The 22,347-nt window shown below is 59.1% G+C and carries 30 protein-coding genes, 1 tRNA gene and 1 pseudogene; 7 read left to right on the forward strand and 25 right to left on the reverse strand.

Going from position 1 to position 22,347, the window contains the following annotated elements:
• Positions 1–9: 9 nt before the first annotated feature.
• Positions 10–1,230: pseudogene (locus tag QRN36_RS27605) on the reverse strand (cache domain-containing protein); the annotation flags it as partial.
• Between the two features lie 18 nt (positions 1,231–1,248).
• Positions 1,249–1,929 (reverse strand): hypothetical protein, encoded by a 681-nt coding sequence (locus tag QRN36_RS15375; RefSeq protein ID WP_371265948.1) that lies wholly within the window; start codon positions 1,927–1,929, stop codon positions 1,249–1,251.
• 270 nt (positions 1,930–2,199) lie between these two features.
• On the opposite strand from QRN36_RS15375, the gene QRN36_RS15380 reads away from it, so the two are divergent.
• Both QRN36_RS15380 and QRN36_RS15385 read left to right on the forward strand, forming a co-directional pair.
• Positions 2,200–3,357, forward strand: a complete 1,158-nt coding sequence (locus tag QRN36_RS15380) for a murein transglycosylase A (protein ID WP_285424969.1) — start codon at positions 2,200–2,202, stop codon at positions 3,355–3,357.
• Between the two features lie 4 nt (positions 3,358–3,361).
• Positions 3,362–3,967: a GNAT family N-acetyltransferase gene (locus QRN36_RS15385; protein ID WP_285424843.1), complete on the forward strand. Its 606-nt coding sequence runs from the start codon at positions 3,362–3,364 to the stop codon at positions 3,965–3,967.
• A 29-nt stretch (positions 3,968–3,996) separates the two neighbouring features.
• On the opposite strand, the gene QRN36_RS15390 is transcribed toward QRN36_RS15385, so the two are convergent.
• Entirely contained in the window at positions 3,997–4,197 is a 201-nt protein-coding gene (locus tag QRN36_RS15390; RefSeq protein WP_093460054.1) for a DUF2934 domain-containing protein, read from the reverse strand.
• A 207-nt stretch (positions 4,198–4,404) separates the two neighbouring features.
• The gene (locus QRN36_RS15395; protein ID WP_285424844.1) at positions 4,405–4,734 is read right to left on the reverse strand and encodes a hypothetical protein; all 330 of its coding nucleotides are present in this window, start codon (positions 4,732–4,734) and stop codon (positions 4,405–4,407) included.
• A gap of 173 nt (positions 4,735–4,907) precedes the next feature.
• Here QRN36_RS15395 and pseH point away from each other — a divergent pair, with 173 nt between their 5' ends.
• Positions 4,908–5,468, forward strand: a complete 561-nt coding sequence (gene pseH / locus QRN36_RS15400) for a UDP-4-amino-4,6-dideoxy-N-acetyl-beta-L-altrosamine N-acetyltransferase (protein WP_285424845.1) — start codon at positions 4,908–4,910, stop codon at positions 5,466–5,468.
• A 90-nt stretch (positions 5,469–5,558) separates the two neighbouring features.
• Here pseH and QRN36_RS15405 read toward each other — a convergent pair whose 3' ends face one another.
• From QRN36_RS15405 to QRN36_RS15430, 6 genes are all read right to left on the reverse strand, one after another.
• A complete protein-coding gene (locus QRN36_RS15405) occupies positions 5,559–5,777 on the reverse strand; it encodes a hypothetical protein (RefSeq protein WP_093459021.1) in 219 nt (72 codons plus the stop codon).
• Between the two features lie 138 nt (positions 5,778–5,915).
• On the reverse strand, positions 5,916–6,134 hold the full coding sequence (locus QRN36_RS15410; protein WP_285424846.1) for a hypothetical protein: 219 nt from the start codon (positions 6,132–6,134) through the stop codon (positions 5,916–5,918).
• A gap of 132 nt (positions 6,135–6,266) precedes the next feature.
• Positions 6,267–6,701, reverse strand: coding sequence for a hypothetical protein (locus tag QRN36_RS15415; protein WP_285424847.1), 435 nt, complete (start codon positions 6,699–6,701; stop codon positions 6,267–6,269).
• 210 nt (positions 6,702–6,911) lie between these two features.
• On the reverse strand, positions 6,912–7,499 hold the full coding sequence (locus QRN36_RS15420) for a DUF308 domain-containing protein (protein ID WP_285424848.1): 588 nt from the start codon (positions 7,497–7,499) through the stop codon (positions 6,912–6,914).
• A gap of 58 nt (positions 7,500–7,557) precedes the next feature.
• A complete protein-coding gene (locus tag QRN36_RS15425) occupies positions 7,558–8,196 on the reverse strand; it encodes a flagellar hook assembly protein FlgD (RefSeq protein ID WP_285424849.1) in 639 nt (212 codons plus the stop codon).
• A gap of 133 nt (positions 8,197–8,329) precedes the next feature.
• Positions 8,330–8,911, reverse strand: a complete 582-nt coding sequence (locus QRN36_RS15430) for a TetR/AcrR family transcriptional regulator (RefSeq protein ID WP_285424850.1) — start codon at positions 8,909–8,911, stop codon at positions 8,330–8,332.
• A 250-nt stretch (positions 8,912–9,161) separates the two neighbouring features.
• Here QRN36_RS15430 and QRN36_RS15435 point away from each other — a divergent pair, with 250 nt between their 5' ends.
• Entirely contained in the window at positions 9,162–9,785 is a 624-nt protein-coding gene (locus tag QRN36_RS15435; protein WP_285424851.1) for a chorismate mutase, read from the forward strand.
• Positions 9,786–9,889: 104 nt separating this feature from the next.
• Here the strand turns inward: QRN36_RS15435 and QRN36_RS15440 are convergent, their stop codons facing one another.
• The 11 genes from QRN36_RS15440 to thrS all read right to left on the reverse strand — a co-directional run bounded on the left by QRN36_RS15440 (position 9,890) and on the right by thrS (position 18,407).
• Positions 9,890–10,417 (reverse strand): GAF domain-containing protein, encoded by a 528-nt coding sequence (locus QRN36_RS15440; protein ID WP_285424852.1) that lies wholly within the window; start codon positions 10,415–10,417, stop codon positions 9,890–9,892.
• 166 nt (positions 10,418–10,583) lie between these two features.
• Entirely contained in the window at positions 10,584–10,760 is a 177-nt protein-coding gene (locus QRN36_RS15445) for a hypothetical protein (protein ID WP_285424853.1), read from the reverse strand.
• A 191-nt stretch (positions 10,761–10,951) separates the two neighbouring features.
• Positions 10,952–11,028 (reverse strand) — tRNA-Pro (locus QRN36_RS15450).
• Positions 11,029–11,118: 90 nt separating this feature from the next.
• A complete protein-coding gene (locus QRN36_RS15455) occupies positions 11,119–11,475 on the reverse strand; it encodes a MerR family transcriptional regulator (protein WP_093459042.1) in 357 nt (118 codons plus the stop codon).
• Complete coding sequence (ihfA, locus tag QRN36_RS15460; RefSeq protein ID WP_002553164.1) at positions 11,456–11,758, reverse strand: integration host factor subunit alpha; 303 nt, start codon at positions 11,756–11,758, stop codon at positions 11,456–11,458. The genes QRN36_RS15455 and ihfA overlap by 20 nt, the downstream gene beginning before the upstream one ends.
• Before the next feature lie 3 nt (positions 11,759–11,761).
• Positions 11,762–14,140, reverse strand: coding sequence for a phenylalanine--tRNA ligase subunit beta (gene pheT, locus QRN36_RS15465; protein ID WP_285424854.1), 2,379 nt, complete (start codon positions 14,138–14,140; stop codon positions 11,762–11,764).
• Between the two features lie 32 nt (positions 14,141–14,172).
• The gene (gene pheS / locus QRN36_RS15470) at positions 14,173–15,189 is read right to left on the reverse strand and encodes a phenylalanine--tRNA ligase subunit alpha (RefSeq protein ID WP_285424855.1); all 1,017 of its coding nucleotides are present in this window, start codon (positions 15,187–15,189) and stop codon (positions 14,173–14,175) included.
• Positions 15,190–15,293: 104 nt separating this feature from the next.
• Positions 15,294–15,650: a 50S ribosomal protein L20 gene (rplT, locus tag QRN36_RS15475; RefSeq protein ID WP_007905879.1), complete on the reverse strand. Its 357-nt coding sequence runs from the start codon at positions 15,648–15,650 to the stop codon at positions 15,294–15,296.
• Between the two features lie 28 nt (positions 15,651–15,678).
• Positions 15,679–15,873 carry a 50S ribosomal protein L35 gene (rpmI, locus tag QRN36_RS15480; RefSeq protein WP_002553160.1) on the reverse strand — a complete coding sequence of 65 codons (195 nt, stop codon included), beginning with the start codon at positions 15,871–15,873 and terminating at the stop codon, positions 15,679–15,681.
• Positions 15,874–15,933: 60 nt separating this feature from the next.
• The gene (infC, locus tag QRN36_RS15485; protein WP_177182079.1) at positions 15,934–16,485 is read right to left on the reverse strand and encodes a translation initiation factor IF-3; all 552 of its coding nucleotides are present in this window, start codon (positions 16,483–16,485) and stop codon (positions 15,934–15,936) included.
• Complete coding sequence (gene thrS / locus QRN36_RS15490) at positions 16,485–18,407, reverse strand: threonine--tRNA ligase (RefSeq protein ID WP_093459046.1); 1,923 nt, start codon at positions 18,405–18,407, stop codon at positions 16,485–16,487. The genes infC and thrS overlap by 1 nt, the downstream gene beginning before the upstream one ends.
• A gap of 396 nt (positions 18,408–18,803) precedes the next feature.
• Here thrS and QRN36_RS15495 point away from each other — a divergent pair, with 396 nt between their 5' ends.
• Both QRN36_RS15495 and QRN36_RS15500 read left to right on the forward strand, forming a co-directional pair.
• Complete coding sequence (locus QRN36_RS15495; protein ID WP_285424856.1) at positions 18,804–19,118, forward strand: hypothetical protein; 315 nt, start codon at positions 18,804–18,806, stop codon at positions 19,116–19,118.
• A 297-nt stretch (positions 19,119–19,415) separates the two neighbouring features.
• Complete coding sequence (locus QRN36_RS15500) at positions 19,416–19,628, forward strand: cold-shock protein (protein ID WP_003179963.1); 213 nt, start codon at positions 19,416–19,418, stop codon at positions 19,626–19,628.
• A 59-nt stretch (positions 19,629–19,687) separates the two neighbouring features.
• Here QRN36_RS15500 and QRN36_RS15505 read toward each other — a convergent pair whose 3' ends face one another.
• Positions 19,688–20,014, reverse strand: coding sequence for an I78 family peptidase inhibitor (locus tag QRN36_RS15505; RefSeq protein WP_285424857.1), 327 nt, complete (start codon positions 20,012–20,014; stop codon positions 19,688–19,690).
• 183 nt (positions 20,015–20,197) lie between these two features.
• Positions 20,198–20,503: a hypothetical protein gene (locus QRN36_RS15510; protein WP_285424858.1), complete on the reverse strand. Its 306-nt coding sequence runs from the start codon at positions 20,501–20,503 to the stop codon at positions 20,198–20,200.
• A 165-nt stretch (positions 20,504–20,668) separates the two neighbouring features.
• Here QRN36_RS15510 and QRN36_RS15515 point away from each other — a divergent pair, with 165 nt between their 5' ends.
• The gene (locus tag QRN36_RS15515; RefSeq protein WP_285424859.1) at positions 20,669–20,866 is read left to right on the forward strand and encodes a hypothetical protein; all 198 of its coding nucleotides are present in this window, start codon (positions 20,669–20,671) and stop codon (positions 20,864–20,866) included.
• A 6-nt stretch (positions 20,867–20,872) separates the two neighbouring features.
• On the opposite strand, the gene QRN36_RS15520 is transcribed toward QRN36_RS15515, so the two are convergent.
• On the reverse strand, positions 20,873–21,901 hold the full coding sequence (locus QRN36_RS15520; protein WP_285424860.1) for a nucleoside hydrolase: 1,029 nt from the start codon (positions 21,899–21,901) through the stop codon (positions 20,873–20,875).
• A 35-nt stretch (positions 21,902–21,936) separates the two neighbouring features.
• Positions 21,937–22,341, reverse strand: a complete 405-nt coding sequence (rbsD, locus tag QRN36_RS15525; RefSeq protein WP_285424861.1) for a D-ribose pyranase — start codon at positions 22,339–22,341, stop codon at positions 21,937–21,939.
• Between the last annotated feature and the right edge of the window lie 6 nt (positions 22,342–22,347).

The raw sequence follows: 22,347 nt of genomic DNA on the forward strand, positions 1-22,347 counted from the left end.
GAATTTGTTGACCGAATGACCGACGGCATCCAGCTCGTCTTCGCCTTTGATCGGGATGCGCCGGGTCAGATCCGCCTCACCCGACGACAACGCGTCGATGTTGGTGCGCAACACGGTCAGGCGCGCCAGCAGGCGATTGAAGGCGAAGCCCAGCACCGCGAGCAAGAGAATCACCAGCGGAATCTGCAGCCAGCCCAGGGTTTTCAACACCTCGCTGCTGCTGGCCGTCAGCATTGCCGTCGGCAACGAGGTTGCGATCAGCCATGGCGTGCCCACCACCGGGCGCAGGAAGAAGGTCAGATCGCCCAGTTGCGGGTCCTGATATTCCCGGGAATACACCGCGTCGCCGGACACTTGCGTGAGGCCGTCCTGAATGGCTTTGGCAAACATCGACTGACCGGTGAAGGCAGAAATGTTCTTGAGGATGATTTCGCCGGGAATGCTGCCCTGATTGGTCAGGACCTTGCCATCGCGCTCGACGATCATCACCTGGCCCTGGATTTCTTTTTCCTTCTCCTGAATCAGGCCGTTAAAGAAGCCGAGGGTCACGTCGATGGTCGAGACGCCGTACAGCGAGCCGTCCTTGTAGATGCCCATCGCACAGTTGGTGCGCGGCTGCGGACTGGCTTCGTCCTGATACGCGGCCGCCCAGGCGCATTTGCCCTTGGGCGCGTTCTGGCCGGCACGGTGCCACGGCTGCTCCCAATAGTTGGGCGCAGGGTCGGAGTTCCAGAACGTGCTGACCACCAGTTGGCCGCTGCCGTCACGGTGATAGAACGTGCTGTGCTTGTTGCGGCCGGGCGTGCGTTTGTCGGGCATTGGCCAGACACCGCCGCCGAATACTTTGGCATCGCCGTACTGGTCGACCATGCCCGGCAACACCTTGTCGATGGCATCGCTGTCCAGCAGCGGCACCGCCTGGGTGATGCCACGGGACTGCGCCTCGACGCGCGCAAGGTCCGAGAGAATCCGCGTGCCGATCTGGTCGACCTGGCTGAGCACGACCTTTTCCTGAGACGCCCGCACTTTGGGCGTGACGAAGTGTTCGATGCCCTGCTCGGTAATGACCGCGATCACCAGGATCAAGGCGACGAAGATGACCGTATAGCGCGCCTGCACTGTTTTAAACATCGTTGACTCCATGGCCTGAAATTTGTTGTTGTTTTGCACAACGCCAAAAGAGGTATCGACCGCAGCGCAGGAACGATGAGGCGCGCCGATGAAAGGCATCGGCGCGGCAGGGAATGCTTACTGAACGGGCAGGAAATTGAGGAACAGCAGGCTCTGGGCGTAGTTCAGGCCAATGCGCCGGTAACGTTCGTCCAGCATCTGGGTGAGCAGATCCAGACGCGCGACGATCTTGCCGAACTCGGTGGCGAAACTGAGGTTGCTGCCCTCCTCCGAGATCTCGTTGGAGAACAGCATCAGCTCGCCGTTGGCGTTCTGCCGCTGGCTCAGCAGCCACGTCGCCTTCTCGATATTGCGCGCCGCGTTGCTCACGAACGTCGGGTTGATCTGGTCGGTCATGAAGAATTCGAGCCGCCCGCCGTGGGCCGTCACCAGCATGCTGCCGATGGCGTAGATGAAGGCGCCGACCCGGTCGCCGAGAAACTCCGGGCTCAGTGCATAGCTCAAGGCCGCCAGATCCCGGCGTTTGCCCAGTTGACCGAGAGGCTTCTGCTGCTCGATGGCTTCGCGCACATTGCGCTCGGCCGAACGAGCGTCGACGAAGCCTGACTTGCGCCACTCCGCCGGATTGCGCAGGTACAGCTTGTTCATCAGCAGGTACAGGCTTTCGAGGTTGTCATGCATGGCCAGTGTGGCCATGCGATCGACGCTGGTCTGAAAGAATTCCTGAGGGCGCGCTTCCTGGAACTGGGTGGCGACGTCACGGCCGTCCTGACGGGTGCAGCCACCGATGCAGAGCATCAGCAGGCATGACGCAAGCAGCGCACGAGCAGCGCGTCGCGCAAGGAAATATCGGGAAACACAGACCATGTATCGCAAGCTTCAACTCTCTGGACGTCGCGTGGATCGCTGCGTCCCGGCCATGCATAGAGCCGCAAACCGGAAAAAAGTGCGACACGGGCCTGAAATGTCCTGCAACGGCTGCGGTCGGAGGACAGTTACACATTTGACGCAGCCCTCGGCTTTCACCAAGCTAGCCCTCTTCACTTGCTCTCAGGAACACCCCGCGTGATGACCACAAGCCTGCACTGGCGCCGCTTTCTGTTTTGCCTCGCTCCGCTGATCGCTCTGCTCGCTGCCTGCGATGGCGGCGCGCCCAAAACCAGACCGTCCGAAGTCACCACGTATGTCAGCGTCGAGTGGGACAAGCTGCCACCGGTCAATGATGTAGACCTGATGGCGGGCTACAACAGCTGGTTCTCGGCGTGCAAGCGGCTGGCCAAGGATCCGGTCTGGGGCAGCACCTGTGCGCTGGCCGGGCAAGTGCCGCAGAACCCGGCCGCGGTGCGCGAGTTCCTCAAGAATCAGTTGCAGGTCTACAGCCTGCGCTCCTCGGAACATGGCGCCAACGGCTTGATCACCGGCTATTACGAGCCCATCTACAAGGGCAGCGAGCAGCGCAACGATCAGCACCCGGTCGCCATCTATGGCGTGCCCGATGACCTGATCATCGTCAATCTGGACAGCATTTATCCCGAGCTCAAGGGCAAGCGTCTGCGTGGCCGTCTCGACGGACGCATCCTGCGCCCTTATGACGACGCCGCAACGATCGGCGAAAAAGGCGTGAACGCCCCCGTGCTGGCCTGGCTGGAAAACCCCATTGACCTGCAGTTCCTGCAAATCCAGGGCTCCGGCCGGGTACAGCTTGAAAACGGCCGGCAACTGCGCATCGCCTACGCCGATCAGAATGGTCATCCGTACAAGCCTGTCGGCCGCTGGCTGGTCGAACAGGGCCAACTGACCAAGGACGAGGTGTCCATGGGGCGCATTCGCGACTGGGCGATTGCCCATCCCGAGCGCGTGCATGAACTGCTGGGCAGCAATCCCAGCTACGTGTTCTTCACCCAGCGTCCGGACAGCACCGAAGGCCCGCGCGGCTCGCTCAATGTGCCGCTGACGGCCGGCTACAGTGTCGCCATCGACCGCAAGGTCATTCCGCTGGGCAGCCTGCTGTGGTTGTCGTCCACCCGTCCCGATGGCTCGCCACTGGTACGTCCCGTGGCCGCGCAGGATACCGGCGGCGCGATTGCCGGCGAGGTGCGCGCGGACATGTTCTGGGGCACCGGCGATGCGGCCGGCGAACTGGCTGGCAACATGAAACAGCAAGGGCAGATCTGGATGCTCTGGCCCAAAGGCGCGCCGCTGCCCAACGCCAAAGCAAAGGAATGAGGTCATGAGCGCAGAGAGAGTCACCACCGGGCCAGTAGTGCCGAGCGGCAAACGCGTCGAGCTGCTGCCGTTACGGGCAGAGCACGCCCCGCAGTTGCTGCAGGCCGCAGAAGATGGCGAGCTGTGGAACATGAAGGTGACGGTGATTCCCGGCCCGTCGACCGTTAAACAGTACATCGCCACCGCGTTGGCGGGGCGCGACGCTGGCACGGTCATGCCGTTCGCCATCGTGCACCGTGAAACGGGCCGTATCGTCGGCAGCACGCGCTTCTGGAAGATCGACCGTCAGCATCGCAAGCTGGAGATCGGCCACACCTGGCTGAGCCAGTCGATGCAGCGTTCGGGGTTGAACACCGAGATGAAGTTTCTGCTGCTGCGCCATGCGTTCGAGGAAATGAACTGCGTGCGCGTGCAATTCACCACCGACGAGCTCAACGAGAAGTCCCGTGCCGCCATCTTGCGAATCGGCGCCCGGCAAGAAGGCATCGTGCGCCACGAGCGGATCATGCCGGACGGGCGCAAGCGCAATTCGGTGCGGTTCAGCATCATCGACGATGAATGGCCGCAGGTTAAGGCGATGCTGCTGGAGAAGATGAGTCGCGCCAGCTGACTGAAGCAATCAAGCGTGCCGCTGTCGCCCTACTCGTCCTTGCCGTCATGGGGCGCCGGGAACAGCGTTTCCACCTTGTGCTTGCCGGGCGCACGGGTCGGCGCCATGGCGGCGGACTCTGCCAGGCGCGTGGCCATTTCCCAGTGACGCGCTTCCTGCCCCTCGGGCTTGCCCTCGGTCTCCCAGATCATTTGGGCCAACTGACGAACCGTTTCTTCGTCGACATTCATGCGAATCCCCCATTTTTGCTTGCGCAGGACTTGGGCCGGCGCCAAGGCAGCACCGAAGCCACAGTCTGAAACAGTGCCCGCCAGGAACAGTACAAGCCGGTAACGAGGGTATATGACGGGCGTAAACAGGCCGGAGAACGCGAGCCGGCCGTTGAAGGATCGCATCGGATCCATCGGTGAGCGACGGCGAACCACGACAACCTCCTTTTAACCGCTGTTACGTTTGAGCAGCAGGCTGACCACCAGCCCGATTCCGGCCGCAGCACCGACGGCAGCCCATGGATGAGTCTGGACATACGCCTTGCCCTGGTTGAGCACGCGCGTCACCACCGGGGTCTGGGTGTCATCGTAATCCACTGCCGTAGAGGTTGCGTTGGCCAGGAAGTCGGTCAATCGCTGGCGCGCCTGTGCGGTGCGGTCCTCGTGCAAGGCGTCGCCGGCGGCCAGTAATTCATTGGTTTCGTTCAGAAAGGTGTTGAGCTGCTTTCGGGTCTTTTCGTAAAGATCTTCGCGCAGGGTTTCAGTGATATCGGTCATGGTGCGTACCCGCTCAAGGTTATCGAAACCGGTTGACCGGGACGCGAAACGATTCGTTCCGGCTATTTTGAAAAAACCCTCCGCAACGTGATGACAAAGCTGCCAACAGCCCCGATCATTTCGATTCAGTTGTCCGAATACCGGTTTTCAATCTTCCCCAAACAAGGACCTGCATGGAATTCGTGCCCATTCTCGACTTGCCCGCCACCCGGCAGGCGCAGGTTCGGCATCTGCGCAATCAGCCCGAGGTGCGCAGGTTCATGTACACCTCTCACGAAATCAGCGAAGCCGAACATGCCCGCTGGCTCGATCAGTTAAAGTCCAATTCGAGGCAGGCGGTGTTCGGGGTGATCAGCGGTGACCAGCTGATAGGTGTGGTGTCGCTCAGTGAGATCAACGCCTTGCAGCGCACTGCCAACTGGGCGTTGTATCTGGACGCGAGGGTGCAAGGCAAAGGTATTGGCAGTCAGGTCGAGTTCTGGCTGCTCGACTACGCATTTGGCCCTGCGCAGTTGGAAAAGCTCAACTGTGAGGTGCTCGAAGTCAATTCCGCGGTGATCAAAATGCACCAGCGATTCGGCTTCGTGCTCGAAGGTGTCAGGCGCCAGAACGCGATACATGAAGGCAAGCGTGTCGACGTGGTATTGCTGGGCATCACTCAGGAAGAATGGCGCCAGCAGCGACCTAACCTCGTGCCTGTCATCGAGCGACTAGCGGGTAAAGGCAATCAGTGAAGGCAACGCCCTGCGCATAATGTGCGGATAACGGGAAGCGGCTCACGGCCTCGCTTCCCGATGTTTCATCACTGCACCGCGATAAAGGCGTCAGGCAATGTTAAGCAGTCGCGCAGGCGGTTTTTCGTCAGCTTTGCAGTAGAGGTAATCACGCCAGCTGCGGAACGCCTTCTGTTGCCTGTCGAACGCTTCCTGCCATTGCGGGCCGCCAACCAATTCAACCGAGATAGACATCATCTGCTCGGTGGCCTGGTCGAGTTCTTTCATGAGATCAAGGGCGTTGGGTGAATCAAAAATTTTAGCTCGCATAGAGTCCACTTCCTTTGGCTATCCCATTGAGTGGCCAACGTGCTGATAGTGCTCAGGTTCCGACGAGCGGTCGCTCGATATCAGGCGAGGGGAATAATGCGAGCAAAGCCGCGCCGTAGACACCGCGCCGCGCCTGCTTCAGTGCAGGCGGTCGGTCTGCATGAGTGTCACGGCGTCCGGTTGTCCGAGGTGCAAGTGCAGCTCGGCAAACGAAGCTTGCTGCACGATCACGGCAGACTTCCAGGCGGCACTTCCCATGCAGGAAATCGACACCATCTTCATCAGATCGATGGTCGAAGCGTCCAGTGCCAACAGGAGTTTGTGAGCGGTGTAGCGAAAATCATCTGCGTTCTGCATACGGAAAACCTTAGCTCAAAGCAATCGGTTATCGATTCCATCTATCTGTGAGCAGGGCTTGATCAGTTAATTCAAACGGACCGGATCGACGGTACCTCGCCCGGTCCTGCTTGCGCTTGAAGTCGCTGGGTGTCACTCCATGACCACGGACAACACGTAGCTCTGCTTGTTGACGACCGTTCGGGTCAGCGTTGCACGTCCGCTGCCCACGTCCAGATTGAGCGGCGAAGCCTTGATGATGGCCTCATCGAACGCATGCGGAATGGACCGTCCCAACGCCCTGACCGCCAGCCGCTTGGTCGCCCTGATCAATTCCCGTTTGGCCGCAGTGTCATCCGACGGCAGCATGACTTGCAGCGTCAGCTTGACCCGACGTGCAACACCCTCGCCGCCTTCGGCCGAATAGGAAATCCTGTTGTTATCGCCGGCGTCGGGTTTCACCGGCCGCTGTCCGCTTTTGCAGCCTTCCCCGCCGTCGTCGTAGCGAGTCCACTCGCCGGCTCGCAGCTGAGTGTCGTTGAGCACCGTGCACAGTTGCTCCAACGATTGCGGTTGCAGGGCGGCCATGCAGTTAATCGAACAACACAGTGCGACACATCCTGAAAGTAAACGAACCATCCTGATTCCCTCATTTGATTGTTGTTCTACAAAGCGATTGCCCGACTTGTGACTGCGAAGCCCGCGACCCCCATAGGAAACTACCTTCTAGTAGGGTTGGCGTCAATGTACATCATGAGGCCTTCGCCCGTCGTCAGGTGCAAACGCAGCGCCAATGCCTCAGGCGCGCAGACGCCGGGCCGCCGAGACATACAGCCAGATGGCTGAAATCAGGAAATAGAACGCACCGAACGCTGCATACGGGGCGACTTCGAGGAGGCTGTGCACGGCCGGTATTGAAGACTGCTTGATGAAAAATGCGCCTGCCAGTGCTGACTGAGCGCCGCTGAGAATCATCAGCCACTGCGCGCCGTAGACCTTCCAGCGACGCACCGCTGTCGCCAGTTGAAGCAGGCCGGACACGATGGCCCACACGCCAAAAACCCCCAGCACCGCGTTCATGCTGCTCGACAGGGCCAGGGCGATGGAGATCGTGGTGACCAGGCTGAGCAATGCATTGATCGCCTGGGTCGGGTTACGCCTCAAGCCGCCGTTACGGTGGGCGTCCAGCACGTTGGCCGCAGCATCCCAGGTGGGATAGAAGATCAACAGCATCGCGGCGATCAAGGGTATTGCCGCGCCGAGGGTGAAAGCAGCGCCCACCCAGACGAACGAGACCGCCGCCCGGATGAAGTAATAGGTCATCAGCCACTGGCTGCTGATGTCAGGGGTGTTTACGTGGGTCGTTCCAAGGGTCTGATTGTGCATCTTCGTTTACCGAATGAAGGTTTATTGTCGTGAGCCCGCAGGCGCCTGCCGGATCGTGCTATTTGAGGTCGATGACCACGTCGGGGGTGAATGAGCCAAGCGGGGTTTCGACCAGCGCGCCCAATTCGCCGGGGCCGCGAACGCTGGTTACGGTGGTCCACACGCCAACGCTGGCGGGCATGCCGCCGTGGGACGCGACGCTGATCGTCAGTGGCCCTTTCACCGCCTCGCCGTTGCCACGCCCCTCCCAGTTGAAACTGATCGCCCCCTTGGCGGCGCTCACGTGATGTTCGGTGTGAACCACGACGCCGTTGGCATCGGTGAAGGTGATATCCAGCTCGGTCGGGCCATCGACCAGCACCTCGCCGGCATAGCTGCCATCTTCGCGGGGCAAGGCTTTGCTCGAGGGCACCAGCGCCGATCGACCGAGCCACGCAGCCGGGTCGTAGGCCGAACCCTTCCCGAGTAGCTGCCTTAACAGCCCGCTGATCTCCTGAAGCGAAGACACCTGCGTCAATGCAGCCAGCTGTTGCACGGTTTCGCCGGGATCGGCCGGCGACAGCGGATCCTGATGCTGCAACTGAGTCACCAGTAATTTCAGAAACGCCTGACTGTCCAAGGGCGGCAGCCCCGCGCTGGCTGCGGGCAGAGCGCTGGACGGGCTCACAGGGCTCTGCAAAACATTGGGCTGGAGCATCGACGCAATCCTCATCGTTTAGTGATGACCTTTCGGAACACGAAGGCCGAATGGACTCAAACAAAACTACTACCTACTAGAAGGTAGTTTTTCAGGTCAAAAAAAACGGCCGCGCAGCGACCGCTTTCCTTGTTCAGGCAATCATGAGTTTTTCGATCATCGGCTGGGTGATCACACCGAACATTTCAGGATCACCATAGGCCCGTGCGGACAGCATCGCGCCATGTACCGTCGCCATGAAGCGCTCCGCTTCGCTACGGGCATCGCCGGACAACGCCATGCTGCCTTGAGCCTGTCCGCGCTCGAACACAGAGGTGAGCCAAGCGGACAGCGCGCGGAAGTGCGCCCTGACTTCGACGACGATTTCCTGGGGCAGTACCGGGATCTGGGTTGCCAGCAACGCGCAGACGCAATAGCCTTTCGCAGCATCCGCGATGCATCCCTGCCAGTAGCCCGTGTAGGCCCGAAGCTGATCCGCCGGCCCTGCGCTGACACGCTCGATATGGGCGATGCCGGCTTCTGCTTCTTGCCGATACTGGCTGACCAGCGACCGCACAAGGTCGACCTTGGTAGGAAAGTGATGATGAATGCTGGCTTTGCGGATGCCCACGGTTTCAGCGATGTCTGCATAGCTGAAGCCGCTATATCCGCCCGCAATGATCAGCGAGCGAGCACAATTGAGAATTTCGTAAAAGGTGTTCGAGTGATTAGCCATGGGGTCAACCTACCTTTCAGTAGGTTTTGAGTCAAGCCCTGTGGCTGTGAAGATTGTCTTAACAGCTGGCGCCCAGCTCGTACGTCCGGCGCAGTTCCCTTGAAGGCCGGGTCCCTTCCCGCATGTCGCTCGGAACTAGCGGTCGATATAACGCGTTATTTGCAGGTTGCATGATAGCCTACCTTCTAGTAGGTTTACTTCCATTTATTGTTCGACTTCCCAGACATCAGCCTGTCCACCGAGATCCTCCATGAACATTCCCGCCATCACCCACCCTTTCAAACCCTGGTTACCTTATGCGCTGGCGGGCCTGGCGCTCACTGTCTTCAACGCCTCTGCCGCATCGACGGTACCGGGTGCAGATGGTCCCGGCCATGAAGCATTGAAGCCGCTGCTTGCGGCTATCAACGAGCGAATCGAAATCGCCGATCAAGTGGCGCTGACCAAATGGGACAGCGCGCAACCCGTCCAGGACGCGCAGAGAGAAGCCAAGGTGATCGCCGATGCCCGACAGCAGGCCGGCGGTTACAAGCTCGCAGCAGACGAAGCAGCCCAGCTACTCGCCGCCCAGATCGAGGCGAACAAGCTGGTCCAGTACGGATTGCTGGCGGCATGGCACACCGCGGGGAAAGCCCCGGAAACGCCACGTCCGGATCTGAAGAACGATATTCGGCCGCAGCTGGATACACTTCAGAACCGCCTGCTTCGGTCCTACGCGACATTCAGCCCGTTCAGAACCAGCGAGGCCTGCCCTGGCTGGCTGAGCCAGACGCTGCCTGGGCTGGCCAAGGATGAACTGCATAAACTGGCGCTGATCCGCGCGACGGGCGAGCTGTGCATCCGGCACGCCTCTCTGGCCGCTCCGCAGTCCTGACAGCTCACCTGTGGTTCTGAGGATCAGTGCGCGGCGTGTTGGTGCGCGGGTCTGCTTCATTGCCGGGCTGTCGGTCAACGTCGAGCGCGCTGCACGTTGTGCCGTTAAACCGCCACGCTCGTTTGCGGGAATTGGGCCTGACGACAATGATCGTAGTGCCATTGGAAAATGCTGCCGACCAGCTTGGCGAAAATGACCAGGACGTCGATCGCTTCCTGCTCTTCCAGCCGATCGGCATCGGGATCAAGCACACAGAGCGACCCGAACAGACTGTTGTCGCGCAGAAAAATAGGAATGGAGATCGAGCTTTCAAAGCCGAACCGCTGTGAGGCGACGTTGCCCCGATGAACCGGACTCTGGCTCACGCAACCCACAACGAGATTGGAAGGCTCGGTCAGCAGATTGCTGCACATCGAGTGCTCAAGAGGAAATCGCTCACCGTCCTTGATGCCCAGGCATATCTCGTCATTGACGCTGCAGGCCACCCACTCCTTTTCGCAGAACTTGACGATGGCCGCAAAGCGCATGCCTGTGAGCCGCACGATGAGTTTCAGAATATTGGTGGTCGCCTCGATTTCGGCGATAGCATTGAGCTCCTCGACCGACAGCTGAGCATGTTGCTTTTTATCCACGGTGAGGACCTCGATCCATGACGCTGTCTCGGTTTCTTGACAGCTACCGACCGGGTATACCAGAAGCCAAATCGGGTAGCAATGCGCTATCAGATGAGCGTGCGCTGCCCCACTGCGTTACCGGGTAACAGAGGGCAGTGGCTCGACTGTCACGATCGCACGGCCTTCATTTATTGCGCTGCATCCACCCGATCAGCATGAAGATCAGGCCAGGGATCAACAGGCCCGGCGCCATGTAGGCGAACGTCTTCTCGATGAACAGGCCGCTGATGCCGAAACAGAATCCGCAAATCGCCAGCGGTATGCCGGTCACAAACAGCGGTTGCTTGAATGCCTTTTCCATACTTTCACCTGTTGAATCTGGCGTGTGATCTGGGTGGTTACAGTACTGATGCGATGATCAATACCGCGGCCGCCAGATCCACGGACGGCTTGAGGATCCAGAAATAATGCATGAAAAACCACGAGTCCTGCAAAAGTCACGCGCATGAAAAAGCCCAATCTGAAGAGATTGGGCTAAGTCATTGAATAATATGGTCGGGACGGAGTGATTCGAACACTCGACCCCTAGCACCCCATGCTAGTGCGCTACCGGACTGCGCTACGCCCCGACTAGGCGTGAATCTGTTGCGGCTTCTTGCGAAAGCGTCGAGGAATATACCCTAAGCTTTTGAATGATGGAAGTATTTTGGTGAACAACGTCAGTGACGCAGCACGACCAGTACATCTTCCAGCTCCGCAATCATCTGTTTGATGAGTTGCTTGTACTGCAGGGAATCGTCCTTGACCTCATCGCTGGACATGCGCAGACGCGCGCCGCCGATGGTGAAGCCCTGATCGTAAAGCAGCGCGCGGATCTGCCGGATCATCAGCACGTCCTGGCGCTGATAATACCGGCGATTCCCGCGACGCTTGACCGGGTTCAGCTGAGGAAATTCCTGCTCCCAATAACGCAGAACGTGCGGTTTTACCGCGCAGAGCTCGCTGACTTCACCGATGGTGAAGTAGCGTTTGCCGGGAATGGGCGGTAGCTCGTCGTTATGACTTGGTTCCAGCATAAGCCTCAACTCGGGCCTTCAGTTTCTGCCCTGGGCGAAAGGTGACCACACGGCGAGCCGTAATCGGAATTTCTTCCCCTGTCTTGGGATTTCGACCCGGTCGCTGGCGTTTATCTCGCAGGTCGAAATTGCCGAAACCGGACAATTTGACCTGCTCGTTATCTTCCAGAGCGTGCCTGATTTCCTCAAAGAACAGCTCAACCAGTTCCTTGGCTTCTCGTTTATTCAGGCCTAGCTCTTCGTACAGACGTTCGGCCATCTCAGCTTTCGTCAGAGCCCCCATACGCTACTTCCTTAACGTGGCGTTTAACCTTTCCTCAAGCGAGGTGAGAATTTGCTGCGTCGAAGCGTTTACCTCATCGTCAGTAAGAGTGCGCGATGGATGTTGCCAGGTCAAGCCAACTGCAAGGCTTTTTCTATGCGGATCAATGCCTTTACCCTGATAAACATCAAATAGCCTGAGGTCTGTCAGCCATTCCCCTGCATTTTCACGGATAACGTCCAGAACGGCGGTCGCCGCCACGTCACGATCGGCCAGCAAGGCCAGGTCGCGGCGCACTTCCGGGAAGCGCGACAGCTCACGGAATTTCGGCAGACGCCCTTCCGCTACTTCCGCCAGCACCAGTTCGAAAACGAACACCGGGCGATCCAGCCCGAGGGTTTTCGCCAGTTCCGGGTGCAACGCGCCGAGGTAACCGACTTCACGACCGTCGCGTTCGATACGCGCGGTCTGACCTGGATGCAGCGCTGGATGCTTGCCCGGTACGAAACGGAAATCATCCAGTGCGCCCGCGAAGCCGAGAACGGCTTCGACATCGGCCTTGACGTCGAAGAAATCGACTGCATCACGACCCTGCGCCCAACCTTCCGGCAGACGACTGCCGCAAATCACACCAGCCAGCATAGGCTCTTGTTGCAAACCTTCCAGCTGGCCGACGAAACGCAGGCCACTCTCGAACAGGCGTACGCGATCCTGCTGACGATTGAGGTTGTGCTGCAAGGCTTTGACCAGCCCTGGCCACAGCGAAGAACGCATCGCCGCCATGTCGGCGGAAATCGGATTGGCAAGCAGCAATGGCTCGACACCCGGATTGAACAGCTCGAACCATTTCTGATCGATGAAGCTGTAAGTGATCGCTTCCTGATAGCCACGGGCAACCAGCAGACGACGCAGCGCAGGCAGATCGCCCTTCGCTTCGGTACGTGGCTGCGGAGCCAGACGTGCCTGTGGATAGCGGACCGGCAGGCGGTTGTAGCCGTAGAGGCGCGCCAGCTCTTCGATCAGGTCGACTTCCAGAGTGATGTCGAAACGATGACTAGGTACGTCGACACGCCATTGACCGCCCGCCTCGGCGGTCACAGTCAGACCCAGCGCGGTGAGCAGACGCTCGACCTCGGCAGTGTCCATTTTCATGCCGAGCATCTGCTCGATGCGATCGGCGCGCAGTATCACCGGCGCGACAGACGGCAGATGCTGCTCGCTGACCGCTTCAATGACCGGCCCCGCTTCGCCACCGGTGATTTCCAGCAACAGACCCGTGGCCCGCTCCATCGCTTCACGAGCCAGTTGCCAGTCAACGCCGCGCTCGTAACGATGCGATGCGTCAGTGTGCAGACCGTAGGAACGCGCCTTGCCGGCAACCGCGATGGTGTCGAAAAATGCGCTTTCAAGGAAAATGTCGCGAGTGCTGGCAGAAACGCCACTGTGCTCGCCACCCATGACCCCGGCGATTGCCAGCGCACGCTGATGGTCAGCGATCACCAGTGTATCGGCGCGCAGGCTGACCTCCTGCCCATCGAGCAGTACCAGCTTCTCACCCTCTTGCGCCAGACGCACGCGGATGCCGCCGTTGATTTCGGCGAGATCGAAGGCGTGCAGCGGCTGCCCCAGCTCGAGCATCACGTAGTTGGTGATGTCGACGATGGCATCGATGCTGCGCACTTCCGAACGACGCAGGCGCTCGACCATCCACAGCGGCGTTGGCTTGCTCACGTCGACGTTACGGATCACACGACCCAGGTAACGCGGACAGGCATCCGGCGCCAGTACCTCGACCGGACGCACTTCGTCGTGAGTCGCAGGAACGGTGGCCACCTGAGGACGCGTGACTTCAGCGTCGTACAGAGCGCCGACTTCGCGGGCCAGACCGGCAACCGACAGGCAGTCGCCGCGGTTAGGCGTAAGGTCAACCTCGATGCTGGCATCGTCCAGTTGCAGGAATTCACGGAAATCCTTGCCCACCGGCGCGTCAGCGGGCAGCTCCATCAAGCCGTCGTTGCCTTCGCCAACCTGCAGCTCGGCCTGGGAGCACAACATGCCGTTGGACTCGACGCCGCGCAGTTTGGCCTTCTTGATCTTGAAGTCGCCGGGCAGTTGCGCGCCAATCATCGCGAACGGAATCTTCAGGCCAGGACGCACATTGGGTGCGCCACAGACCACCTGATAAGTTTCGGCGCCATTGCTCACCTGACACACGCGCAGCTTGTCGGCGTCGGGGTGCTGCTCGGTGCTCAGCACTTCGCCCACGATCACACCGCTGAATTCACCGGCAGCCGGGGTCACACTGTCGACTTCCAGACCGGCCATTGACAGACGGGCCACCAGATCGTCGCGGGAGACTTGCGGGCTTACCCAGCCACGCAGCCATTGTTCACTGAATTTCATCCTGCTCTCCTAATAAGTTCGTTACGGGCGACCTAGCGAAATTGCGCGAGGAACCGCAAGTCGTTGTCGAAGAACAGGCGCAAGTCATTGACGCCGTAACGCAGCATGGCCAGACGCTCTGCGCCCATGCCGAAAGCGAAGCCCTGATACTCTTCCGGGTCGATGCCGGACATCCGAAGCACGTTCGGGTGAACCATGCCGCAACCCATCACTTCCAGCCAGCCGGTCTGCTTGCAGACACGGCAGCCTTTACCGCTGCACATCACGCATTCCATGTCGACTTCGGCGGATGGCTCGGTGAACGGGAAGTAGGAAGGACGGAAACGCACTGCCAGTTCTTTTTCAAAGAACACGCGCAGGAACTCTTCGATGGTGCCTTTCAGATCCGCGAAGTTGATATCGCGGTCCACCAGCAGGCCTTCGACCTGATGGAACATCGGAGAGTGAGTGATATCGGAGTCGCTGCGATACACGCGTCCAGGACAGACAATGCGGATCGGCGGCGTGTTCGCTTCCATGGTGCGGACCTGAACCGGCGAGGTGTGGGTGCGCAGCAGCATGTTGGCGTTGAAATAGAAGGTGTCGTGCATCGACCGGGCCGGGTGATGGCCTGGGATGTTGAGCGCCTCGAAGTTGTGATAGTCGTCCTCGACCTCAGGGCCTTCGGCAATGCCGTAGCCGATGTGGGTGAAGAACTGCTCGATTCGTTCCAGAGTCCGGGTGACCGGATGCAGGCCACCGGTAGTCTGGCCGCGGCCAGGCAGGGTGACGTCAATCGACTCGGCGGCGAGCTTGGCGGCGAGATCCGCCTGCTCGAACGACGCCTTGCGCGCGTTGAGAACCTCTGTGACACGCTCCTTGGCAACGTTGATCAGCGCACCGACTTGCGGACGCTCTTCAGCGGGCAGATTCCCCAGGGTCTTCATCACCTGAGTCAATTCACCCTTCTTGCCGAGGTAGTGAACCCGGATTTGCTCCAGGGCGTTGATATCTTCGGCGCTTTGCACAGCCTCAAGTGCTTGAGAGACCAGCGCGTCCAGGTTTTCCATGTACAGACTCCAGATACGAAATAGGGGAAGAGCTTACAAGGCTCTTCCCCTATCTATGACGTTTAACACCGAACCCCGTGCGGGGTCCGGTGATTGCCGGGGACTTAGGCCAGAGTGGCTTTAGCTTTCTCGACAATCGCAGCAAACGCCGCTTTTTCGTTCACTGCCAGATCAGCCAGAACCTTACGGTCGATTTCGATCGACGCTTTTTTCAGGCCAGCGATGAAACGGCTGTAGGACAGACCGTTGATACGCGCACCAGCGTTGATACGAGCGATCCACAGAGCGCGGAACTGACGTTTTTTCTGACGACGGTCACGGTAGGCGTATTGGCCTGCCTTGATTACCGCTTGCTTGGCAACACGGAACACGCGTGAACGCGCGCCGTAGTAGCCTTTAGCAAGTTTCAGAATTTTTTTGTGACGCTTACGGGCAATGACGCCACGCTTTACACGAGCCATGAGTTACTTCCTCTATTCTTGATCAAAATTAACGAAGGCGCAGCATGCGCTCGACTTTTGCCACGTCGGACGGATGCAGCAGGCTGCTTCCGCGCAGTTGACGCTTACGCTTGGTCGACATTTTGGTCAGGATGTGGCTCTTGAAAGCGTGCTTGTGCTTGATGCCATTCGCGGTTTTCAGAAACCGCTTAGCTGCACCACTTTTAGTCTTCATCTTTGGCATGTTCGGATACTCCGCATTCAGTTGATAAACATAACCGCAAGGCCTGCCGTGCCCTGGTGGTTATTTCTTCTTTTTCGGGGCGATGACCATGATCAGCTGGCGTCCTTCCATCTTAGGATGCTGTTCGACCGAACCGTATTCGAGCAGGTCAGCTTCAACCCGCTTCAACAGCTCCATCCCCAGCTCCTGGTGGGCCATCTCACGACCGCGAAATCTCAAGGAAATCTTGGCCCTGTCCCCGTCACTCAGGAAACGTACCAGGTTGCGTAGTTTTACCTGGTAATCCCCTTCCTCCGTCCCTGGACGAAACTTGATTTCTTTAATCTGTACTTGCTTCTGGTTTTTCTTCGCCGCAGCTACCTGCTTCTTCTTCTCGAAGATGTGCTTGCCGTAGTCCATGACGCGACAGACAGGTGGTACTGCGTCGGCAGAAATTTCCACCAAATCGAGTTTGGCTTCTTCAGCGATACGAAGCGCTTCATCAATCGAGACGATGCCAATCTGCTCGCCGTCAGCGCCAATTAACCGAACCTCGCGTGCCGAGATATTCTCGTTGATCGGGGCTTTCGGTGCAGCTCGTTTATCTTGTCTCATTTCACGCTTAATAATAATTACTCCGAATCTTGGCGACCACGCCGGGAAACCGCTTGTGCGAGGAACTCCGAGAATTGGGCGACCGGCATGGAGCCGAGGTCTGCGCCTTCACGGGTACGCACAGCGACAGTTTGCGTTTCAACCTCCCGATCTCCGATGACGAGGAGATAAGGAACCTTGAGCAAAGTATGCTCGCGGATTTTAAAGCCGATCTTTTCATTTCTCAAGTCGGACTTGGCACGAAATCCGCTTTCGGCCAGTGTTTTTTCCACCTCAAGGGCAAAATCTGCCTGTTTATCAGTGATATTCATGATCACTGCCTGAGTCGGAGCCAGCCACGCAGGGAAAGCACCTTCGTAGTGCTCGATCAGAATTCCGATGAAACGCTCGAAGGAACCCAGGATCGCGCGGTGCAGCATGACCGGATGCTTGCGTCCGTTGTCTTCCGAAACGAATTCGGCGCCCAGACGGATCGGCAGGTTGAAATCGAGCTGCAATGTACCGCATTGCCAGACACGACCCAAGCAATCCTTGAGGGAGAATTCGATTTTCGGACCGTAGAACGCACCCTCGCCCGGCTGCAGATCATAAGGCAGGCCGGCGCTGTCGAGCGCTGCCGCCAGGGCCGCTTCGGCGCGATCCCACAGATCGTCCGAGCCAACGCGTTTTTCAGGACGAGTCGAGAGCTTCATTTCGATGTCGTGGAAACCGAAATCCGCGTAGACATCCATGGTCAGCTTGATGAACGCTGCCGACTCCGCCTGCATCTGCTCTTCGGTGCAGAAAATGTGCGCGTCGTCCTGGGTGAATGCGCGTACGCGCATGATGCCGTGCAGCGCACCCGATGGCTCATTGCGGTGGCATGCGCCGAATTCAGCCAGACGCATCGGCAGCTCGCGGTAGCTTTTCAGGCCTTGGTTGAACACCTGCACGTGGCACGGGCAGTTCATCGGCTTGATCGCGTAGTCGCGGCTTTCCGATTCGGTGGTGAACATGTTCTCGGCGTAGTTGGCCCAGTGCCCGGACTTTTCCCACAGGGAGCGGTCGACGACCTGTGGAGTCTTGATCTCCAGATAGCCGTTTTCGCGCTGAGTCTTGCGCATGTACTGCTCGAGAACCTGATAGAGGGTCCAGCCGTTGGGGTGCCAGAACACCATGCCAGGCGCTTCTTCCTGGGTGTGGAACAGGCCCAGGCGCTTGCCGATCTTGCGATGGTCGCGTTTCTCGGCTTCTTCGATGCGCTGGATGTACGCGGCCAGCTGCTTCTTGTCAGCCCAGGCGGTGCCATAGACACGCTGCAGTTGCTCATTCTTTGCGTCGCCGCGCCAGTACGCGCCGGACAGCTTGGTCAGTTTGAACGACTTGAGGAAACGCGTGTTCGGCACGTGCGGGCCGCGGCACATGTCGACGTATTCTTCGTGGTAATAAAGGCCCATGGCCTTCTCGTTCGGCATGTCTTCGACCAGACGCAGCTTGTAGTCTTCGCCGCGGGCCTTGAACACTTCGATCACTTCCGCGCGCGGGGTGACCTTCTTGATGACGTCGTAATCCTTTTCGATCAGCTGCTGCATGCGCTGCTCGATCGCCGCCATGTCATCAGGCGTGAACGGGCGCTCGTAGGCAATATCGTAATAGAAGCCGTCATCGATGACCGGGCCGATGACCATCTTGGCCGTCGGGTACAACTGTTTGACCGCGTGACCGACCAGGTGCGCGCAGGAGTGACGAATGATCTCCAGGCCTTCCTGATCTTTCGGGGTGATGATCTGCAGGCTCGCGTCGGCATCAATGATGTCGCTGGCATCGACCAGTTGGCCGTTGACCTTGCCGGCAACGGTGGCCTTTGCCAGACCTGCGCCGATGGAAGCCGCGACTTCCGCTACGGAAACCGGGTGATCGAAAGAACGTTGACTGCCGTCGGGAAGAGTAATAGTTGGCATGGCGCCTCCTCTCCTAGTGGTGACCCCTACCAAAGGTCACGTGGGTTGGGATAGAGCCAGTACGCGATTCGGTGGTGTACCTGCCTCACAGTGGCAGGAGCCCCAAGGGCCAACCTTTGACCGAACCAGAGTGACTGGAATTTAACGAAATCGACAGAACCAGCAGCATGAAAAAACTGCACTGCGAGCCGCGAGCGAATCGGCAGGACGCGCATCCTAGCACAGCCGCGCCGCGCGAGGTCAGATAAACGGTATCCGATGGCAGTGAAAGCCGCCAACCCGTCGCGTGGGAAATGTCCGCGCACTGAACTGGCGTGGATCGGTGCCGTCAGATGAACCGAGGCCCGGCTCAAGGCCTGCCAAATTTGAAGGTCCATCGACAAAAAGGAACAAGCCATGAAGCTTCTACGTGTTGCCGCCCTCCTCGCGCCGCTGGCGTTGACCCTCCCGATCAGCGCTCACGCCGCCATGGACGCAAAAACCAAAACCACCTATATGAACGAGTGCACTGCCGCAGCCACCCAGAACAACCCGGGTCTGGACGCCAGTGCCGTGAAAGCGCATTGCGAATGTGGGGCGCAGCAGATCAACAAGAACTTCTCGGACAAGGAAATCGCGTCGCTGAATGACAAAACGACGCCTCCGAGTACCGAAATGACCTCTCGCCTGCAGAAAGCCGTGGGTGAAAATTGCCTGAAGGGCAAAAAATAAAAAATTTACATTTCGTCATGGTGGCCGTTTGAGCACCTGCCACAAGTGCCATCAATCGGTCGCTGAAGCCCACGTATTTCGTGGGCTTCAGCCAGACCCGCCATCTCGGCAATACGAGAAAGCCGCCATCGAAGTGAGCTCATGACAAATCATTTCGGCGTATATATTCAGTGCTGCGCCGCAAAGTTCTAATCGAAAAAGTCCAGCATTCACACAATTCGACTATGATAGCCCTCGTGTGCCCAGTTGGCCTGAGCAGCACAGCACTACTGAAAATTATGTTTCTGGAGATACACCATGTCTAATCGCCAAACCGGCACCGTAAAATGGTTCAACGATGAAAAAGGCTTCGGCTTTATCACTCCACAAGGTGGCGGTGACGACCTGTTCGTACACTTCAAGGCCATTGAGTCCGACGGTTTCAAAAGCCTGAAAGAAGGCCAGACTGTCTCCTTCGTGGCTGAGAAAGGCCAAAAGGGCATGCAAGCCGCTCAGGTTCGTCCGGAGTAATCCGAGCGTGCTGAAAAAACCCCGTCACTGACGGGGTTTTTTTATGCCTGTAACAACGCTCAACCGCAGTTGACCCGGTTGACGGTGCCTGCCTGATCGGTGTTCAGATTCAGGCGTTCGGAACGGTATTCCAGCGTGACCATATCGTTGGGACCCAGCACGCGGGCCATTTGAGCACCCGCCTTGACTCGGGCCTGATCCAGCAAGGCCGGGGATGCCGGTTTACCGACCGCGAACTGAGCGGCGGCTGCATCACAACGGGAATCACTGGCCGCGGCAGCGGTCGAGCCTTCGGCAGGCTGCGACGACGAATCGGATGTAGTGCTGCAACCTGCCAGCAACGCCGCCATTAGTACCAGACCCGATGATGCGTATTTCCAGGGCATACAGCCTCCTTTAGTAAACGTGAACCAGCCTCTCTGCGACAGCGACCTGCCAGCTTTGTTTCGCCGACGTCGGCCAAAAGGGCGGCGCGGCTCAAGGTTCAGGAGTCTGCCCCAGGCATCCTCGGATCGGGGCAAACAAATCGTCACAAAACGTTTGCTGCCTCACGCTGCGCGACGACCGCGTCAGTAGATGTCCACGTAATCGGAAACCGGGTTGGCCCAATTGTCGCGCAACGCGTTGTATATCTGCGCGACCCACACCGCGTCGCTTGCGGCGACCGGCCCTACGCACCCGGACCCCGCCGCCCAGGTTTCCAGGCGAAATAGCAGCCCGTCGAGGTCGGCTCCGCCCACGGCCTGCGAGGACATCCAGGCCAGCCCCCCGCGACTGACGCGCAGTTGGTTGTGCACGCGGTCGTCAGCAGCGGCGATCATGTTGCGAACGGCGTCATGGGTAAACGCCTGGGGGTTGGTCAGATCGATGGACACGGGAATTTTCCTGGCTTGATGACGGACAATTCTGTCACGCGCCGTTCCCTCATGCCTAAGTAGCAGTGCGCAATGGGCGATGAAATGCTCTACTGCATCGCCTGTGCGAGACCGCTGAACAGGCTTCGCAGTCAGGTTTCGATATTTTCAGAGTGAACCAACGACATGGCCATCGTCTCCATCGATGCTGACATCAAGGCCAAATGGCCGCAGGGGCATTGCGCCCACAGCCCGGGCAGTGCGGAAGAGCTGGCGATCATCGCGATCGATCTGCTGGTCAAGGAACTGGGCACCGACGGTGCCCAGGGATTCATGAATCAGGTGTTTCTGCGCCACACGGTCGACGCCCTGAGCGACGCCTGATGCCGATTACTTGAGCCGCCCCAGGCGCTGGGTCAGCAGGTCGAAGAAACCCTGTGCATCGCCGTTGCCGACCCAGAACACATTTTTGTTCTGACCCAGCGTGTCGTACCAGTCAGCGATGGTCTGGCCGAAACCCGGGCCCTCACGGCTGTCGATCACCAGGTTAACCGACCTGCCGCTGAAGAGCTCCGGCTTGAGCAACCAGGCGATGACGCTGGCGTCGTGCACCGGTCCACCGGGCAGCCCGTAATGGATCATGTCGGCCTTCACGTACTCGTTGAGGATGCTGCTCACCAGCTTGCCAGCCTGATTGTTCAACCCTTCAAGCTGGCGAATGCGCGGTTCGCTGGTGAGGATCTTGTGCGTCACGTCGAGCGGCACGTAGGTGAGCTTGACGCCACTGGCCAGCACGACCTTGGCCGCATCCGGATCGGCGTAAATGTTGAATTCGGCCACTGGCGTGATGTTGCCGCCGTTGAAGTGCGCGCCGCCCATCACCACCACTTCTTTGATCCCTTGCGTGATTTCCGGAGCCTGAACCAACGCCAGCGCCAGGTTGGTCTGCGGTCCGAGCATCGCGATCGTGATGCTATGGGGCGCCGCTTTGCTCAGCGTATCGACCAGGTATTGCACGGCGTTGCCTTTGGCCAGCGGTTTAGCCGGCTCGTGCACGTCGACGCCGGGCAAGCCTTCCTTGCCGTGAATGTTTTCCGCGTAAATCGGCGAGCGCACCAGCGGTCTGCCCGCGCCTGCGTAAACCGGTACGTCTTCGCGCCCCGCCCACTCTCGCGCCAGCCGCGCATTGCGCGAGGTCTTGTCGATGCGCACGTTGCCCGCCACCGTGGTGATGGCGAGCACGTTCAATTCCTGCGGCGACGCCAGTGCCAGCAGCAGCGCCACCACGTCGTCGGCACCCGGATCGGTGTCGATGATCAGGTCGCGCTTTTCAGCCGCGTGCAGCGCTCCGGCAGATAAAAGGGTCAATAGTGCGGCACTCCTGAGCAATCCAGAAAAATAACGACGGCATGTGTGCATAGGAAACTCCCTGTTTCTCGTTTGAATCCGGTCGGTCAAAACACCACGCCGGCCACCAGCGCGATGTTGGTGTAGGGCTGGCATTCGCCCGTGCGAACGATTGCGCGAGCGTTGCGGCTGAGCTGTTTGAGCGCATCGTGGCTGAGCAGACGGCGCTCGCCGAGCTGGCCCGACGCAGTCAGCGCGTCCACCGACGCCAGCGCGGGCGGCTGCCTGACCAGCATTTCATCGGCGAGCACATGGTGTTCGACCTGCATCTCCGTCAGCACCGTGTCGAGCACGCTGAGGAAATCCGGGACGCCATGGGTCAGCGCGAGGTCGATCAGCTCCACGCCCGGCGGCACAGGCATGCCAGCGTCGACGATCATCAGGATGTCGCCATGCCCCAGTGACGCGACGACGCGAGACAGGGCGATATTGAGCAAGGGTGTCTTTTTCATAACGGC

The sequence above is a fragment of the Pseudomonas sp. efr-133-TYG-103a genome (assembly GCF_030209235.1).
Lineage (GTDB): Bacteria > Pseudomonadota > Gammaproteobacteria > Pseudomonadales > Pseudomonadaceae > Aquipseudomonas.